Genomic DNA, 16,385 nt, shown 5'->3' with positions numbered 1-16,385 from the left:
AAGTTTGGACCGGTGGTCCAACGCGGAGTTTGGACCGCCGGTCCAAACTGTGTCAAGATTGAGCCCATGAGCAGTTCCGCGCAGCGAAACCCAAGACGCAGCGATGCGCTGTCGCGAGAACGCATCGTCGAGGCGACCGTCGAAGTGCTCGACACGGCCGGAGAGGCCGGCTTGACGGTCCGGGCGCTGACGGCCCATCTGTCGACCGGCCGGGGTGCGATCTATCACCACGTCGCCGACAAGGACGAGCTGCTCGCCGCGGCCGCCGACAGCATCATCGGGCGGGCGGTGGCGGGAACCGAGGGAGACGAGGACCCGAAGCGGGCGATCCGCGGCCTGGCTCTTGGGATCTTCGACGTGATCGACGCACACCCATGGGTTGGCGGCCAGCTCTCCCGCGAAGCTTTGCAACCCGCCGTTCTGCGCATCTGGAAGGGCGTCGGGCTGCAGCTTCAGCGCCTCGGCGTCACCGGACCGGCTCGATCAGACGCCGGGTCGGCACTGGTCAATTACGTTCTCGGCGCGGCAGCGCAGCACGCTGCCGGAAGTCGGCGAGCGTCCAATGCCAAGGACCGGAAGTCTTACCTGGAAAGCCTGGCGGCGCAGTGGGTGCGGCACGACCCCGACCCGATCGTGCAGGAGGCGGCCTCGCTGCTGAACGAGCACGACGACCGTCAGCAGTTTCTTGCCGGTGTCGACATCTTCCTGGCTGGCATCGCGGCCGTCAGGTAGCCGCCGCGAGGTCGCGGACGAAGTCGTGTGCCAGGGATCCGATATCGAGCAAGGCCAGGTCGCGGCCAGTCATGATCCGAAGAAGACCAGTCCGATGAGCTGCGCCGGATTGCCGAGCGCCATCGCCCGGCCCGCATCGCACCTCGCGATCAGCGCGGAGATGGGCGCTGGCAAGTGGCGGTGAACGATCACCGCAGCCCAGACCGTCCAGACATCGCTCTACCGCGCGGCGCAGGTCGTGAAGCTCGCCGGGGCGACGCGCTCCGCGGTGCGTCATTGGTGCGGCGATGTCGGGCGGAAGAGGCGGTGACGGTTCGACCGGTCGAGGGCTTCACGGACGACGTTCGGCAAGAGAGCCGGCGACAATCGTTTCTGCGTTGCAGTTTGGGCAGGCACCGCTTGGGCGGTTGGTCCCCTCTCTGTCAGGCGAGACGACCTGTGCACGGAGGTGCCAGCTGCAGCGTCGCCGCGACGATCACCGTGACCAGGAGTGACAGCAAACGCTCAGACGGGCTTCAGGGGCGGCATCAGCCGCGTGCGCGCGCGTCAGCCCCGTTCGACGCCAGCACCGAGGCCTTGGCGCGGTCGTACTCCGGTCGGCTCAGGACGCCGCGCTGTTGCAAATCGGCGAGCTTGGCGAGCTCGTCGGCCGTGCTCGGCGCTCCAGCAACGTCGCGGACGTATTCGCGGATCTGGGCATTCTGGCGCTCTGCACGCACCGCGGCGCGTTCGTTCATCGACCGCCCCCGCGCGACGAGGTAGACCAGGGCGCCGAGCCACGGAAAGACGATGAGGAACACCGTCCACGCGGCCTTGCCCCAGCCGTTCAAGGCCGGATCACGGAAGAGGTCGTTCAGAATGCTGATCATCAGCCAGATCCACGCGAACACCAGCATGAACCACACCGTGTACAGCAATATGTCGCCGAACGACACGGTCATCACCTTCCTCCCGGCTGCGCAACCCCGCAAACATCGGGGCCAAGCGTGCCGGCCCGGCAGATCCTGACGGATTGAGTGTCGACCGCCGGTAGCCGTAAGTCATCCTTCTCAGAAGATGAAACGGGGCAAGCCCTCTGCTCGACGCCACCTGCCGCCGTCACCGTCACCCTCGATCCACGGCACGGAGGCCGCGCCACGCGGAATTGCACGCGAAGTTGCCGCCAGCCGTCGTCGCCGGGAGCGTTCAGTCCAGCGTCGTGAGGAAGGCGGCGATCGCGAATCCCAGCGCCGTAAGCAGCGCGATCCGGCGACCGCCCCGGCTGAAGGCCTCGGGCATCATCGAGTCCGCGAGCATAGTCAGCACAGAGCCGGCGGCGAGCGCCTGCACGTAGCGTCCGTCCACGTTGGAAAGGTGCGACGCGAGGGCGTAGCCGAGGGCGGCGGCCAGCCCGGAGCAGACGACGATGGCCGCCCAGAGTCGACAGATCCAGGCAGCGGAGTGGGTCCTGCGCAGGTCCGCGGTCGCCGAGAGACTCTCGGGCACGTTCGATATGAACACGGCCATGAGGAAGCCGATACTGACGGTCCCGCCGACGGCCACGCCGACACCGAGAACGATGGACTCCGGGACACCGTCGAGCAGTGCTCCGAGGGCGATCGACAGGCCCGCTCCGGCCCCGGTCGCCGATCGACGTTCCAGCACGCTGTCCAGGCCGTAGAAGACCAGGGCGCCGATGCCGAAGCTGACCCAGATCAGCCAGTCGGCGACGCGGCCAGTGGGTATGAGTTCATAGGCCAGCGCGGCCACCAGTGCCCCGGCGCCGAATCCCATGACGTCGCCCACGACCTGCGGCGGCACCCTGGCCGTCAGTGCGACAACGGCTCCGATCAGCAACGACGCGGCCGCGAGCATTGCCCACGCCCCAGCCCCGATCATAGAATCAGTCTAAAAGCCGGATTTTTGACCAGTCGGAAGTGTGTGACCCAAGACGCGCGTCCACGGGGACGTGGTGGTCGACGGTGATCTGTCTGCGGTGCCGGCTATCACGCCGGGACCTTCCGTCCGTGCGCGGCGAGCGCCCAGATCACGAACCCGTCCAGCGCGATGATCAGTAGCGACCAGAGCGGGGCGCTCACGGCGCCGTTCAACAGGTCGCGCCGCGCGGAGCCCGATCGGCGCCCACAACGTCGGATGCAGGGCGCCGCCGCTCCTCGACCGAGACCCAGCGGATGAGAGGACCGTCGACGGCGGTGAGGGGCACCGCACCCGTCACGGTCGTCGGCGGTCCGCCGTTCACCCGGCTACCGATACATGCGTTCGTTCATTACGCGGGTGTCAGATGCAAGGCCTGGATGGCGTCGCGCAGGCGCTGCTCCGCCTCCATGCTCAGAGAACTGCGTAGCAGTTTGCCGCCGAACTGGTACGGCGCCATCTCCGCCACGACCTTGTCCACGGTAACCTGGTCGACGAGCAGGAACAGTGCCGCAGTGCCGGGCTGCATCGCCGCGCCGACGTCTTTCATGAACTTGTCGTCCACCCCGACGTCGGTGGCCTTTCCAGCCAGCGCGCCGGCGCCCGCTCCAACTGCCATGCCGAGGAAGGGCGCGAAGAACAGCAGCCCGATGAGGCCACCCCACAAGGCCCCACCGGCAGCTCCGACAGCGGTCGCGCTTGCCCCCTGATGCAGCCGGATCTTGCCGTCGGGACCAACGTCCACCACAGCGGCGTCGCGCACGGTGATGAGTCCCTGCCGCTGCAGGTCGATGATCTTCTCCCGGGCGGCGTTTGCCGTGTCCAGGTCGCGGTATCCGATCGCAATCAGATCGCTCATGATGCGTCCTCTCAGATCGCCGGTTGACGGCACGTCCTTCGGTGCCGATCAGCTGAGGATTTTGGGTCTGCCTCGTTCGAACTCGGTGCCACTGATGACGCCGTGCCGGTGTAGTTCGGCGAGTTTGGTGAGCTCCTCGCCGGTTCCTCCGCCGCCCGTTTGTCTCTGACGTAGGCGCGGACCCGCTGTCCGTGCGGGCGTGACCGCCTAGCTGCAACGGTCATCACTTCGTCGTCGAACCGCCTCGCTCGGAAGGAGTGACGATCGTTGTATCGGCCGTCCACCCGGCCTCAGGCGGCCACCCGCGCTGGATGAGGGCGCCTCACGGTGCGGGGAGAACCGTGGTTTGCGAGATGCTGGCTGCAGCTGGGGGTGGACCATGACCGCGGTTCCGGGCCATCACGGCGATCCGCACCATGCGGCTGGAAGTCCGGCCCGTGCGACGGATCCGCACGGCGCGGCCGTGTCGGTCTGGCACATCCTCGCACTCGGACTGATCACCGTCCTGTTCGGCGTCGCGGTGCTTGTGTGGCCAGCTGCTACCTTGCGGCTGCTGGGCATCCTGGCCGGCATTTGGTTGATCGCGACCGGAGTGCTCCGCATCGTCCGCGCGTTCCGGCGTGACCACGGTGTCCACGGCATGGCCGATCAACTGCTGTCCGGTGCCCTCGGCCTCGTCCTCATCCTCGGTGGCGTCGCGTGTATCCGTAACATCGTGACGGGCGTCATTGCGCTGGCGGTGCTCCTCGGCCTGGCGTGGATGCTGAGCGGCTTCGCTGAGTTCCTGTTCGGTCTGTTCTCCAAAGGCAGCACTCGGGTGTGGCTGCTTGTGCTGGGCGTGGCCTCAGTCGTCGTCGGGCTGCTGTTCCTCACCTGGCCCGACATCACGCCTCGCGGCGTAGTGCTGCTCACCGGCATTACCGCGCTGATCCTCGGCACCGGCGAGATCACCTTCGCGCTGCAGCAACGCCACCGACCCACTCAGAGCGGCTGAGCTCCGGCTGCTGACCCTTGCGAAATGCGTGCTCATCCTCAGGGTGAACGGCGGAGGTATGCCCTCCGTCGCAGGTACCGTCTGCGGGGGATGGGGCGGAAAATCTGTGTAGTGCGCGAGTAATCGTTCCGTTGTCGCGCTGTCCCGACCGGGTGCGATCATGCACGGGGCCGTGCTTGGCTCCGGGCTGGCTGGATGGGCTCGCGCGCTAACGTGATGTGGGTACGGACGTTCCTCGCGCCGCCGCCGGTCGCGGAGGAAGTAGGCGGTCATGCTCAAGTTCGATGTGCAGGTTTCCAGCGCGGTTCGTACCACCGAGGAGCGTGAAGCCGCAGCGGTCGGGCCGCTCTCGGCGACATTGCTCGACCAGATGCAGCGGTACTGGCAGGCCGCCAACTTCCTGACCGTCGCGCAGATCTACTTACGCGGGAATCCGCTGCTGCGCGAGCCGTTGCGACCGCAGCACATCAAGCCTCGACTGCTCGGCCACTGGGGCACGTCGCCCGGTCTCAGCTTGATCTACGTACACCTGAACCGGCTGATCAGGGAGCGCGATACCAACGTCATCTACCTGGCCGGCCCGGGCCACGGCGGACCCGCACTGGTCGGCAATGCGTACCTCGAAGGTACCTACTCGGAGGTCTACCCGGAGGTGACGCAGGACGCGGCGGGCCTGCGGCTGTTGTGCCGTCGCTTCTCGACCCCGGGCGGCATCCCCAGCCACGTCAGCGTGCAGACCCCGGGCTCGATTCACGAGGGAGGTGAACTGGGCTACGTGTTGTCCCACGCCTTCGGCGCGGCCTTCGACGCGCCGGACCTGATCGTCGCCGCGGTGGTCGGCGACGGCGAGGCGGAGTCGGGGCCGCTGGCCGGAGCCTGGCGGAGTACCGCCTTCCTCAATCCGGCCCGCGACGGTGCGGTGCTGCCGATCCTGCACCTCAACGGGTACAAGATCAGCGGCCCCGCCGTGATTGCCCGCGACAGCGACGACGACATCGCGGCGTTCCTTCAGGGCAACGGCTACGACGCCCATTTCGTCGAAGGCGACGATCCGCCGCACGTGCACCAAGCGTTCGCGGCGACGCTCGACTGGTGCTACGAACGCATCCGCGGCATCCAGCAGGACGCCCGGGCCGGCGGCCTGGTCGGACGACCACGCTGGCCGGCCATCGTGTTGCGCACGCCCAAGGGCTGGACGGGCCCGAAGGAGGTGGACGGGCAACCCGCGGAGGGTACCTTCCGGTCGCACCAGGTGCCGATGGCGGACATCCGGACGAACGCGGAGCATCTGGCGCTGTTGGAATCCTGGATGCGCTCCTACGAGCCGGAGACGCTGTTCGACGCCGACGGCAGGTTCATGCCCGACCTCGCCGCCCTCGCGCCGCGGGGTGATCGCCGGATGAGCGCCAACCCGAGTGCGAACGGCGGCACGGTGCTGGTCGATCTGGACATCCCGGATTTCCGCGACTACGCGGTCGACGTCGATCGGCCGGCCGTGGTACGGCAGGAGTCGACCCGGCAGCTGGGCAAGCTGTTGCGCGATGTGTTCGTCCGCAACGCCAAGTCGGCGAACTTCCGGTTGTTCTGCCCGGACGAGACGAAGTCCAACCGGCTCGGCAACGTCTTCGAGGTGGAGAACCGCTGCTTCGTCGGCCCCAATCTGGACGTCGACGATCACCTGTCGGCGGACGGTCGCGTCATGGAGGTGCTGAGCGAGCATCTGTGCGAAGGCTGGCTGGAGGGTTACACGCTGACCGGCCGGCATGGGCTTTTCGCCACCTACGAAGCGTTCGCGATGGTCTCGGCGTCGATGACGGTGCAGCACACCAAGTGGTTGCAGGAGGCGAGAAATCTCCCGTGGCGGGCGCCGGTCGCCTCGCTGAACATCCTGCTCACCTCGACGTGTTGGCGCAACGACCACAACGGCTTCAGCCACCAGGGTCCCGGCTTGATCGACGTGATGCTGTCCAAGCGGGGCACCGTGACCCGCATCTACCTGCCGCCCGACGCCAACTGCCTGCTCTCGGTCGCCGATCACTGCCTGCGCAGCCGCGACTACGTGAACCTGATCGTGATCGACAAACAGCCACAGCTGCAGTTCCTGGACATGGAAACGGCGATCGCGCATTGCGCGGATGGCGCGTCGATCTGGCATCGGGCCAGCACCGACGACGGCCGGGAGCCGGACGTGGTGCTCGGCTCGGCGGGTGACATCCCCACCATGGAGACGGTCGCGGCGGCGTGGTACCTCCGTCAGTTCGTACCGGATCTGGGCGTGCGGGTCGTGAACGTGGTGGACCTGATGCGGCTCTTCCCGGCCAGGCACCACCCGCACGGCATGACCGAGGCCCAGTTCGTCGACCTGTTCACTGCGGACAAGCCCGTTATCTTCGCCTTCCACGGATACCAGCGGGCGATTCACGAGATCGTGCACGGGCATCCGGATGTCGATCGTATCCACGTGCGCGGCTTCAACGAGCAGGGCACGACCACCACACCGTTCCAGATGGCCGTGATGAACGAGATGAGCCGGTTCCACCTGGCGGCCGAAGCGATCCGGCACGTGCCGCGGCTGCGCGACCGCGCACCCGCACTGCTGGCCGAGTGCGACGCACGGATCGCCGAGGCCAATGCGTACGCACGTGAGCACTTCGAAGACCAACCCGAGATCCGTGACTGGGTGTGGAGCGACTAAAACCCGCAACTTGAGCGCCGACGAGCGTGGCGCTCAGACAGCGCTTCGCCCTTCCGCTCGTTACGAGGCCAGGGCCCCGGTCGTCGCGGCACGGTGACGCAACGGTCCTTCCGCGACGAGCCGGTTCGGGCCGTACGTGGCACGCCGGGACGATACCTCGGCGGGCGACAAGCCGGATAGCGGTTCGACATGCTCCACGGCGAGTGCGTCGTCGACCGACAGCGCGTGAAAGAGTGTGGTTTCGGCCCCCGTGGTCGACAACGTGGCCATGAGCAGAATGTGCCTGGACTACCCATTTGTCGGCGATCGACGCCGCGCTTTCGCCATGCGCTCGATCACCTTCGTTCCGGCACGTGCCAGGGCGGCGGCATGCCTACCATTGAGGTGGTCATCACCGGTGCAGGTGGCAGTCCGCGCCGGGCGGAAAGCAGCGGGAAGATCGTCATGTCGTCTTCAGTCGTCCTCACCGACTTCGACGCGGTGCTGCTCGACCTCGAGGGAGTCCTGACCGCCACCCGCCCGGTGCAGGCAGCGGCCTGGAAGCGCACGTTCGAGGACTTCCTGGGCGCGTGGGAGGCCGAGCACGGCACCCACACCGCCCGGTTCGACGAGCGGACCGACTACGCCACGTACGTCGACAGCAAGCCCAGCCAGGACGGTGTACGGGACTTCCTGGCCTCTCGCGGGATCGAACTTCCGGAGGGCTCACCCGACTCCCGGCCCGGGGCGGAGTCGGTGTGGGGGCTCGGCAACCGACAGCAGTTGCTGGTCGACGATGAACTCGAACGGACCGGTGCCGAGGCATTCCCGGGATCGGTCGCCTGGGTCAGGGAGCTGCGCGAGGCGGGGCTGCGGACCGCGGTCGTGTCGACCAGCCGCAACTGCGCGTCGATCCTGGAGTACGCGGGCATCGCCAATCTGTTCGACACCCGGGTGGACGGTGCGACGGCACAGGACCTTCGTCTGGCGGCCGAGCCGGCGCCCGACGCGTTCCTGGAAGCTGCCCGCCGGCTCAGTGTCCCGCCCGACCGGGCGGTGGTCGTCGAGGACACCGTCACGGGGGTGCAGGCCGGCCGGGCCGGCGCGTTCGGACTGGTCGTGGGCGTTGACCGGGACGGGCACGCGGAGGAACTGGCCGCCCGCGGAGCCGACCTCGTCGTCGCCGACCTCGGCGAACTGCTGGCCGCGTCCACCGAGGAGGTCCACCGGGCCGGCCCGCGAGGCCACCGGCTCCTGGCCGCGGCCAAACGGATCATCGCGGAGACCGGTGACCGCACGGCGGATCCCTGGCGTCTTCGCGAACGTGCCTACAACCCCGGATATGTCGAGCAGACCGAGACGCTGTTCGCGGTGTCCAACGGATATCTGGGCATCCGGGCCTCCTTCGAGGAGGGGGAGCCGTTGTACCGGCCGGGGACTTTGCTCAACGGGTTTCACGAGACCTGGCCCATCGTGTACCCGGAACAAGCCCACGGCTTCGCCACCACCGGCCAGACCATCGTGCGGGTGCCGGACGGCACCACGATCCGGCTGTTCATCGACGACGACCCGGTGACGTGTGAGACGACGGAGGTCCGGCACTTCGACCGCGCCCTCAACATGCGGCGGGGCGTCCTGGACCGCTCGGTGGTCTACCAGTTGCCGGACGGCCGGCGGTTCCGGGTGGACACCAGGAGATTCGCGTCCCTGGCCCATCGGCACATGGCGTGCCTTCGCTACGAGGTGACGGCGCTGGACGCTCCCGGCCGTCTGGTGATCTCGTCGGAACTGCTCACCCCGCGTGCGACGGCAGAGGGACCGGCACTCGACCCGCGGCAGAGCCGGGCACTCACCGAAGGGACCCTGGAGCCCGGCCTCGAACGTGTCGAGAACGTCCGGGTGATCCGCACCTACCGGACGGCGCGCAGCGGGCTGGTGGTCGCCGCCGGGATGGACCACGAGTTCGACGAGCAGACCGTCACACACGTCCGTACCAAGCTCGACGGCCACCGCGCCGACGTCGCCTTCGAGGCCGATGCACGGCCCGGGCAGACCGTCACGCTCACCAAGTGGCTGGCCTACCACTACGGCGCCGAGGATGCGGCGGACCTGGCCGACCGCGCCGGGGTGACGTTGTACCGAGCCCGCGACATCGGCTACGCGACCGCGCTCGCCGACCACGAGCGTGTGGTCACACAGTTCTGGCAGCGCAGCGAGGTGGTCTGGGAGGGAGCACCCGCCGCCCAGCAGGCGCTGCAATTCAGCCTGTTCAGCATCCTGCAGGCGTCGCTGCGCAGCGAGGGGCACGGGGTGCCTGCGAAGGGTTTGACCGGCACCGGCTATGAAGGGCACTACTTCTGGGACACCGAGGCGTACGTGCTGCCGTTCCTGACACATACGTCACCGAACGTGGCACGCAGTCTGCTCATGCATCGCATCCGCATGCTGCCCGCGGCCCGCCGCCGTGCCGGCGAGGTCGGCTGCGCAGGGGCGTTGTTCCCGTGGCGCACCATCAACGGCGAAGAGGCGTCGGCGTACTACGCCGCGGGGACGGCCCAGTACCACATCGACGCCGACATCGCCTATGCCCTCGACCAGTACGTCAAGGTCACCGGCGACGCCGACCTGCTGTTCAGACACGGCGCCGAACTGCTGGTCGAGACGGCCCGCATGTGGGCCGGCCTCGGCTTCTTCTCCCAGCGCCACGGCGGCAGGTTCGTCATCCACAAGGTGACCGGGCCCGACGAGTACACCACGGTCGTCGACAACAACCTGTTCACCAACCTCATGGCGGCCGAGAACCTGACCCTGGCAGCCGACGCCGTGGACCGCGTACGAGTGCAGTCCCCACCTGACTTCCGCAGACTGGTCGAACGCACCGGCCTGCGCGACGAGGAACTGGCCACCTGGCGACGTGCGGCCGAGCGGATGTACCTGCCGTACGACGAGGCCGCCGGCGTTCACCTTCAGGATGACAGCTTCCTCGACCAGGCGCCGTGGGACTTCGCCGCAACGCCGCCGGAGCGCTATCCGCTGCTGCTGCACTACCACCCACTGGTCATCTACCGGCACCAGGTGATCAAGCAGACCGACGTCGTGCTCGCCACGGTGCTGCTACCCGACCGCTTCACCGCGCACCAGCGGCGACGGATCTTCGACTACTATGATCCACTCACCACGGGGGACTCCTCACTGTCCGAGTGCATCCAGGCGATCGCCGCGGCGGACGTGGGCAAGTACCGCAGCGCCGAGGAGTATCTCGTCGACGCCGCCGCGGTCGACATGGCCGACACCGCCGGCAATCTCCGCGACGGCGTCCACGTCGCGTCGGCCGGTGGCACCTGGATGGCGGTCGTGTACGGTTTCGCCGGATACCGCTGGCGCTCGCCGCACGGCCCGGAGTTCTCCCCAATGCTTCCCACCCGGGCCCGACGCCTGCGCTTCCCGCTCCTCGTCCACGGGTCGGTGCTCGATGTCGACATCGAAGAGCACCGCGTCACGTACTCCGTGAGAAGTGGAGACCCGGTGATCGCGCAACATTACGGCAAGGAGTTCACCGCCGTCGCCGGGTCGCCGGTGTCCTTCGCGGGTGACTACCACACCCATGACGCCGCGCCCGGCCCTGCGCCGTCGGACACCGCGTGAACCGGTCTGCCCGCACTGCGGACCGGTCACGCGGTAGCGCTCGACGCGGCGACGGCCCTTACGGTGCCCGACCAGGGCGGATCAATATCGTCGGCGCCGATGCGACAGGGCCGGCCATCACGCTTTGACCTTCCAGCCGTGTACGGCCAGTGCCCAGATCACGAATATGTCCAGCGCGATGATCAGCAGCGACCACAGCGGGTAGTAGGGAAGGAACAGGAAGTTCGCGATGGCGCTCAGTCCGGCTAGGACGATGCCCAGGGCCAAGGCCCACAGCCGTCCGGAGAACACCGCGAAGCCGGCCAGGAGTACCACGAGGCCCACGATGAGGTGAATCCATCCCCAGCCGGTCACGTCGAACGCGTACAAGTAGTCCGCCGTGACCACGAAGAACTTGTTCTCGACGATCGCGGCCAGGCCCGCGGCCATGTGGAACACGCCGACGATGATCATCATTATCCCTGCGAAGACGGTGAAGCCGCTGGCCCACCTGGGGGAGGAGTCCCCCCGGCCAGCCCCCGTCTCCTGTTGTGCCCTTTGTTCAGCCATGCTCGGCACCCCCTCCGCTCAGCGGGCGCCGTTCAACAGGCCACGCCGCGCTTAACCCTGGTCAGCGTCCGCAACGCCGGATGGGGGACGCCACCCGGGAAGGATGGCACCGGGCCTACCCCCGTAGAGCGCGTCCAATCCTTCTGGACTGCCCTTCGGAACGACCTCCATCCAGGTTGGACGGGACCGCGCAGTAAGCGAGCGGAAGCCGCCGTCAGTCGACGGCCGGGGCGCACTCGGTGGCGCCGGCTCGGTGTGCCGCCTCCTTGTCCGTCAGGTAGGTGTGCCGCGCCGAGAGCATGATCAGCCCGTTGGCCAGCAGCGGAACGAGCATGATCAAGAAGGCGTCGCGCAGGCTGGTCGTCCGGCTCGTCGCGCCCCGGCCCGCCAGCGTGTCCGCGACGAGGCCGAAGCACACGGGGCCGAGCGCCTGCGCGGTGAGGCTCAGGACCGTCCGTGCGCTCTCCGCGCGCCCCCACAGCCAGGGCGTGACGATGTCGAGCCGGGCCGCGTCCAACGGCGGGTTCGCCGCGCCCAGCATCGCCGCGCCCAGGATGAGCAACGGCAGGGCGAACGCCGCCGACGCGCTCGCCAGGCCGGGCGCGAACAGCAGCGCCGTCGCCGTGTACGCCACGGCCGGAACCATGATCCTGGCGTTCGGGTGGCCGCTGTGCAGCAGCCGGTCGGCCAGCCGCCCGCCGAGCACCGTGCCGGCGAGTGCGCCCGCACCCACCGCCACGACGAGACCGGTCAGCTCGCGCATGTTGACGCCGGACCAGCTCTGCACAAAGACCACGCTGAAGGTGCGCAGGCCGGCGAAGAAGAAGTATCCGGCCGACGACGCGGCGATGAGGATCCGGATCGTCGGGATGCGCAGGATGTAGGCGATTGCCCCGCCGAGCGACCGCCAGGCCTGCCGCAGGACGTTGGCACCCCCGGTGTCATGTGGTACTGCCAGGGGATTGCCGCGCATCCGGACGGGGGCAGCCAGCGGGATCTCGCGCGCGCCGGGAGGCAGCCGGCTCGCCCCGCCGCGGGCGGGTTCGGGCAACCACCGGTACAAGGCGACGGCCAGCCCGAGGCCGAGGAGGCCGAGCAGCCAGAATCCATACCGCCAGGACACCGCCGCGCCGATGTTGCCACCGACGATCAGCCCGATGCCCGCGCCGATCATCTCGCCGCTCAGGATCCAGCCGTACACCTTCGCCCGTTCGTCGGCCGGAATGAGATCGCCAGTCAGGGAGGCGAGCAGCGGCCCGCCCGCCGCGATCGCACCGCCCAACGCGAGCCGGGAGAGCAGCAGCCACAGGTATGACTGGGCCGCCCCGCCGACGAGGAGGGCCACGCTCCATAGGATGATCGTGTAGATCAGCAGCCGTACCCGGGTGACGTGGTCGGCGAGCGCCCCCATCGGGATCGCGGCGAGCGCGCCGACCCCGGACGACATGGTCGCCAGCAGGCCGAGCTGCGTGTGGCTGATGCGGAAGGCGTCCTCGAGCTCCCGGGCCAGCGCGCCAAGCATGCCGAGATCCGCGGAGCCCATGGCGAACACGCCAGAGAACAACAGGATTACCCGGGTCCGCGCCGGCCCGCCGAAGAGTGCTTCAAACAGTCTGAGCGGCATTGATCGGACCGCTACCCGCACCGACGGGTACCTAACGGAGCGGCGATGAGCGGACAGCCGGGCGTGACGCTGGGCGACGGGGTAGGTGGTCGAACCGTCCCTGTCAGTGCTGGGGCCGCTCGGCGCCGGTGACGGGCCGCACCTCTTCCCAGCGGGCGGTGAGGGCGTACAGGATCACGCTGGCCGCGGATCATCCCCCGCCGCGGGTGAACGGCGGCGAGCCGGCGGTGGTGCCAGCCGCGGCCGGGGTTGCCCGTGGGCCTCATCCCCGCGGGACCTACCGGACCGGCCGCGAGGGCGAGAGACACTGGCTGGGGAAGGCGGTACGCGAATGGACCAGTGTCGTTCGACGACCGGCGACCGTGCCGCGAGGTGGTTGGCGCGAGCGGCGTTTGCCGCGGCCGCGGCGGTCGTCGGGCTGCTCGTCGGCGTCGCGGGACTGCGAGGGATCGGGCTGCTCGCGGTCGGAGCCGTCGGCGCGGCGACCGGCGTCGCCGGTCTGTGGTGGTTCCTCGCCCGCCGCGGCCTGCGGCGCCTCGCCGCGGCCGCCGTCACGATCGCCGCGCCGGTGACGGTGGTGACGCTGTACGTCCGGGCCGGGCTGCTGTGGCTGGTGCTGACCTGCGGTGCGCTGAGCATCGCGGCGGCGGCGGCGGGCGGGGCTGCGCTGCGGCGGACCGGCCGGGCCGAGGACGCCCGTGGGTCCGAGGTCTCGCCACCGCGACACCCGTTCCTCATCATGAACCCCCGATCGGGAGGCGGGAAGGTGCAGCGATGCGACCTGGCGCGCAAGGCCCGCGCGCTCGGCGCCGAGGTCGTGCTGCTGGACGAGGCGGGTACCGCCGACGTCGCCGGGCTCGCCCGCCGGGCCGTGCGCGCCGGCGCCGACCTGCTCGGTGTGGCCGGAGGCGACGGCACCCAGGCCGCGGTCGCCGCGGTCGCCGTGGACAACGACCTGCCGTTCCTGGTGATCCCCGCCGGCACGCGCAACCACTTCGCGATGGACCTCGGGCTGGACCGCGCCGACCCGGCGAGCTGCCTGGACGCGCTCACCAACGGCGTCGAGATCCGCACCGACGTCGGGCTCGTCGATGACCGGATGTTCGTCAACAACGCCTCGTTCGGCGTGTACGCCGCGCTCGTGCAGAGCCCGGCCTACCGCGACGACAAGGCGGGCACCGCGTTGGAGCTGCTGCCCGACCTGCTGACCGCCGGACACGACCCGCCCCTGCGGCTGCGCGCCGGGCAGACGCTCGTGTCCGGGCCGCAGGCGATTCTGGTGAGCAACAACCCGTACGCGGTCAACGACGTCATCGGCACGGGCCGGCGCGAACGCCTCACCGACGGTGTGCTCGGCGTGCTCGCCGTCAGCGCGAACAGCGCCACCGACGCGGTCCGGCTCATGCGCGGCGGCCGCTCGAAGGGGCTTACCCGTTGCACAACCGACGATGCCGTCGTTGACGCGGACACGCCGTGGATCCCGGCCGGTGTCGATGGCGAGCCGGCCCGGCTGTCCACGCCGGTCCGATGCCGCATCCAGCCCGGCGCGCTGCGGGTCCGGGTGCCGCGCAACCGGCCGGGCCGCCGGCCGCGCCCCCCGCTGGACTGGCGCCGGCTCGGCCGGCTCGCCTTCCCCGCCGGCCGGGGCCGGCCGTGAACGCCGGCCCGACGCGGCCGCCGCTGGTCATCGCGCACGTGTCGGATCTGCACATTGGGGCAAACCCGCCCCAAGTTGTGCAGGCGCTGGTGGACGACGTCTCGGCCACCGCTCCCGCGCTGCTGGTCGTCACCGGCGACTGCACGATGCGCGCGCGGACCAGCCAGTTCTCGCAAGCCCGCGCCGTCCTCGAGCGGCTTCCGGCGCCACGTCTTGTGGTGACCGGGAACCACGACATCCCGCTACTCGCGCTCGGCCGCCTCGTCGCACCGTATGCCCGCTACCGCACGTGGATCGATGCGGAGCTCGACCCACGGCTCGACCTGCCCGGCGTGAGGGCGCTCGGGCTGCAGACGATGCCCCGCTGGCGCTGGAAGAGCGGGCGGGTGAGCGGCGAGCAGTCCGCACTGGTCGAGGCTTTCCTCGGGTCGGCGCCGGCTGGCGCGCTCCGCCTGCTGGCGCTCCATCATCCGCCGTCGGCCGCCGGCCTGGCCAGGATGCTCGGCCGCGCGGCGCTGATGCGTGCGGCCGCCGCCGCGCGCGTCGACATCGTCCTGGCCGGGCACACGCACGTACCGGCCATGCGCGCGATCGACCTGCCGTCCGGACACCGGCTGGCCGAGGTGGTGGCCGGGACCGCGACGAGCACACGGCTGAGGGGGGTGCCCCGCTCGTGGAACGTCATCCGCGTCGATGCCGCCCACATCCGCGTGGAGCAGCGGTACGAGATCGCCGGGGAGTGGCGGACCGGTCGCGTCGTCAGCGTCGAGCGCGGCGCAGGACGGCCTTGCGCGCCTTGGTGAGCACGATCACCGATGCTGCGGCGACGACGCACACAAGCCACTGGCCGAGGTCGAGGCTCACTTGCCCAGTCCGGAAGAGTTCGAGCGACTGTCTCGCCGGGCGCGGCATCGCTGTCAAGATCGTTACCGGGGACAACGCGACCGTGGCCGTGAAGGTGTGCCAGGACCTGGGCCTGCCGGTGGCCGGTGCGCTCACCGGCACGGGCATTGACCGCCTCGATGATGCCGCGTTTGCCGCCGCGATTCCGGCGACGACCGTGTTCGCCCGGGTCAGCCCCGGAGCACAAGTCGCGTCTGGTCCGCCTGCAGCGGGCGGCGATCGGCGGGGTGGCGTTCCTCGGTGACGGTGTCAACGACGCCCTCGCCCTGCACGCGGCCGACGTGGGCATCTCGGTCGACTCGGCCACCGGCGTGGCCAAGGACGCCGCCGACGTGATCCTGCTGGAGAAGGACCTCGACGTGCTGGCCGATGGCGTGGTCGAGGGCCGGCGGATGTTCGCCAACACCATCAAGTACGTGCTGATGGGCACGTCCAGCAACTTCAGCAACATGTTCAGCGCGGCGGGTGCGTCGCTGTTCTTGCCGTTCCTGCCGATGCTGCCGTCCCAGATCCTGCTCAACAACCTGCTCTACGACACCAGCCAGCTGGCCAACCCTACGGGCAATGTCGACGAGGAGCAGTTGCGCCGGCCGTCGCACTGGGACATCCGGTTCATTCGCCGGTTCATGCTGTACTTCGGCCCGATCAGCTCGGTGTTCGACTTCGCCACCTTCGCCGTCTTGCTGTGGGTCTTCCACGCCGGCCCGGATCTGTTCATGCCGGTTGGTTCGTCGAGTCCCTGGCGACGCAGACGCTGGTCATTTTCGCGATCCGTACCCGGCGTATCCCGTTCCTGCGCAGTCAGCCCAGCCAGGCGCTGGCCCTGACCGCCCT

General features: G+C 69.2%; 15 protein-coding genes. 8 read left to right on the top strand and 7 right to left on the bottom strand.

The window, feature by feature from the left end; all coding sequences use genetic code 11:
* Window positions 1–66: 66 nt before the first annotated feature.
* Window positions 67–732, top strand: a complete 666-nt coding sequence (locus ABD352_RS10915; RefSeq protein ID WP_344612159.1) for a TetR/AcrR family transcriptional regulator — start codon at window positions 67–69, stop codon at window positions 730–732.
* A gap of 527 nt (window positions 733–1,259) precedes the next feature.
* On the opposite strand, the gene ABD352_RS10910 is transcribed toward ABD352_RS10915, so the two are convergent.
* The 4 genes from ABD352_RS10910 to ABD352_RS10900 all read right to left on the bottom strand — a co-directional run bounded on the left by ABD352_RS10910 (window position 1,260) and on the right by ABD352_RS10900 (window position 3,505).
* Window positions 1,260–1,673 (bottom strand): SHOCT domain-containing protein, encoded by a 414-nt coding sequence (locus ABD352_RS10910; RefSeq protein WP_344612158.1) that lies wholly within the window; start codon window positions 1,671–1,673, stop codon window positions 1,260–1,262.
* Between the two features lie 244 nt (window positions 1,674–1,917).
* On the bottom strand, window positions 1,918–2,610 hold the full coding sequence (locus ABD352_RS10905; RefSeq protein ID WP_344612157.1) for a ZIP family metal transporter: 693 nt from the start codon (window positions 2,608–2,610) through the stop codon (window positions 1,918–1,920).
* Between the two features lie 107 nt (window positions 2,611–2,717).
* Window positions 2,718–2,810, bottom strand: a complete 93-nt coding sequence (locus tag ABD352_RS57590) for a DUF7144 family membrane protein (protein ID WP_425553522.1) — start codon at window positions 2,808–2,810, stop codon at window positions 2,718–2,720.
* A gap of 188 nt (window positions 2,811–2,998) precedes the next feature.
* Complete coding sequence (locus ABD352_RS10900; RefSeq protein ID WP_344612156.1) at window positions 2,999–3,505, bottom strand: DUF1269 domain-containing protein; 507 nt, start codon at window positions 3,503–3,505, stop codon at window positions 2,999–3,001.
* Window positions 3,506–3,884: 379 nt separating this feature from the next.
* On the opposite strand from ABD352_RS10900, the gene ABD352_RS10895 reads away from it, so the two are divergent.
* Together ABD352_RS10895 and ABD352_RS10890 are read left to right on the top strand one after the other, a co-directional pair.
* A complete protein-coding gene (locus tag ABD352_RS10895) occupies window positions 3,885–4,499 on the top strand; it encodes an HdeD family acid-resistance protein (protein WP_344612155.1) in 615 nt (204 codons plus the stop codon).
* Window positions 4,500–4,770: 271 nt separating this feature from the next.
* Window positions 4,771–7,194 carry a phosphoketolase family protein gene (locus ABD352_RS10890; RefSeq protein WP_344612154.1) on the top strand — a complete coding sequence of 808 codons (2,424 nt, stop codon included), beginning with the start codon at window positions 4,771–4,773 and terminating at the stop codon, window positions 7,192–7,194.
* A 60-nt stretch (window positions 7,195–7,254) separates the two neighbouring features.
* On the opposite strand, the gene ABD352_RS10885 is transcribed toward ABD352_RS10890, so the two are convergent.
* Window positions 7,255–7,464, bottom strand: coding sequence for a cation-transporting P-type ATPase (locus tag ABD352_RS10885; RefSeq protein WP_344612153.1), 210 nt, complete (start codon window positions 7,462–7,464; stop codon window positions 7,255–7,257).
* A 99-nt stretch (window positions 7,465–7,563) separates the two neighbouring features.
* Here ABD352_RS10885 and ABD352_RS10880 point away from each other — a divergent pair, with 99 nt between their 5' ends.
* A complete protein-coding gene (locus tag ABD352_RS10880; protein WP_344612152.1) occupies window positions 7,564–10,818 on the top strand; it encodes an HAD family hydrolase in 3,255 nt (1,084 codons plus the stop codon).
* Between the two features lie 117 nt (window positions 10,819–10,935).
* Here the strand turns inward: ABD352_RS10880 and ABD352_RS10875 are convergent, their stop codons facing one another.
* On the bottom strand, window positions 10,936–11,367 hold the full coding sequence (locus ABD352_RS10875) for a DUF7144 family membrane protein (protein WP_425553521.1): 432 nt from the start codon (window positions 11,365–11,367) through the stop codon (window positions 10,936–10,938).
* A 214-nt stretch (window positions 11,368–11,581) separates the two neighbouring features.
* Window positions 11,582–12,910, bottom strand: a complete 1,329-nt coding sequence (locus ABD352_RS10870; protein ID WP_344612150.1) for an MFS transporter — start codon at window positions 12,908–12,910, stop codon at window positions 11,582–11,584.
* Between the two features lie 457 nt (window positions 12,911–13,367).
* Here ABD352_RS10870 and ABD352_RS10865 point away from each other — a divergent pair, with 457 nt between their 5' ends.
* The 4 genes from ABD352_RS10865 to ABD352_RS10850 all read left to right on the top strand — a co-directional run bounded on the left by ABD352_RS10865 (window position 13,368) and on the right by ABD352_RS10850 (window position 16,378).
* Complete coding sequence (locus tag ABD352_RS10865) at window positions 13,368–14,648, top strand: diacylglycerol/lipid kinase family protein (RefSeq protein WP_344612149.1); 1,281 nt, start codon at window positions 13,368–13,370, stop codon at window positions 14,646–14,648.
* A complete protein-coding gene (locus ABD352_RS10860; protein ID WP_344612148.1) occupies window positions 14,645–15,451 on the top strand; it encodes a metallophosphoesterase family protein in 807 nt (268 codons plus the stop codon). The genes ABD352_RS10865 and ABD352_RS10860 overlap by 4 nt, the downstream gene beginning before the upstream one ends.
* Before the next feature lie 143 nt (window positions 15,452–15,594).
* The gene (locus ABD352_RS10855; protein WP_344612147.1) at window positions 15,595–15,795 is read left to right on the top strand and encodes a hypothetical protein; all 201 of its coding nucleotides are present in this window, start codon (window positions 15,595–15,597) and stop codon (window positions 15,793–15,795) included.
* A complete protein-coding gene (locus ABD352_RS10850) occupies window positions 15,779–16,378 on the top strand; it encodes a cation transporting ATPase C-terminal domain-containing protein (protein ID WP_344612146.1) in 600 nt (199 codons plus the stop codon). The genes ABD352_RS10855 and ABD352_RS10850 overlap by 17 nt, the downstream gene beginning before the upstream one ends.
* The last annotated feature ends 7 nt before the right edge of the window (window positions 16,379–16,385 follow it).

This window comes from Dactylosporangium salmoneum (assembly GCF_039532525.1).
GTDB classification, from domain to species: Bacteria; Actinomycetota; Actinomycetes; order Mycobacteriales; family Micromonosporaceae; genus Dactylosporangium; species Dactylosporangium salmoneum.
This window is presented reverse-complemented; position numbering and strand designations above follow the sequence as displayed.

What these genes read in the sequence shown, in the direction of transcription:
- ABD352_RS10915 (WP_344612159.1), top strand. Translation starts at nt 67, where the DNA reads ATGAGCAGTTCCGCGCAGCGAAACCCAAGACGCAGCGATGCGCTGTCG.
- ABD352_RS10910 (WP_344612158.1), bottom strand. Translation starts at nt 1,673, where the DNA reads ATGACCGTGTCGTTCGGCGACATATTGCTGTACACGGTGTGGTTCATG.
- ABD352_RS10905 (WP_344612157.1), bottom strand. Translation starts at nt 2,610, where the DNA reads ATGATCGGGGCTGGGGCGTGGGCAATGCTCGCGGCCGCGTCGTTGCTG.
- ABD352_RS10900 (WP_344612156.1), bottom strand. Translation starts at nt 3,505, where the DNA reads ATGAGCGATCTGATTGCGATCGGATACCGCGACCTGGACACGGCAAAC.
- ABD352_RS10895 (WP_344612155.1), top strand. Translation starts at nt 3,885, where the DNA reads ATGACCGCGGTTCCGGGCCATCACGGCGATCCGCACCATGCGGCTGGA.
- ABD352_RS10890 (WP_344612154.1), top strand. Translation starts at nt 4,771, where the DNA reads ATGCTCAAGTTCGATGTGCAGGTTTCCAGCGCGGTTCGTACCACCGAG.
- ABD352_RS10885 (WP_344612153.1), bottom strand. Translation starts at nt 7,464, where the DNA reads ATGGCCACGTTGTCGACCACGGGGGCCGAAACCACACTCTTTCACGCG.
- ABD352_RS10880 (WP_344612152.1), top strand. Translation starts at nt 7,564, where the DNA reads ATGCCTACCATTGAGGTGGTCATCACCGGTGCAGGTGGCAGTCCGCGC.
- ABD352_RS10875 (WP_425553521.1), bottom strand. Translation starts at nt 11,367, where the DNA reads ATGGCTGAACAAAGGGCACAACAGGAGACGGGGGCTGGCCGGGGGGAC.
- ABD352_RS10870 (WP_344612150.1), bottom strand. Translation starts at nt 12,910, where the DNA reads ATGGGCTCCGCGGATCTCGGCATGCTTGGCGCGCTGGCCCGGGAGCTC.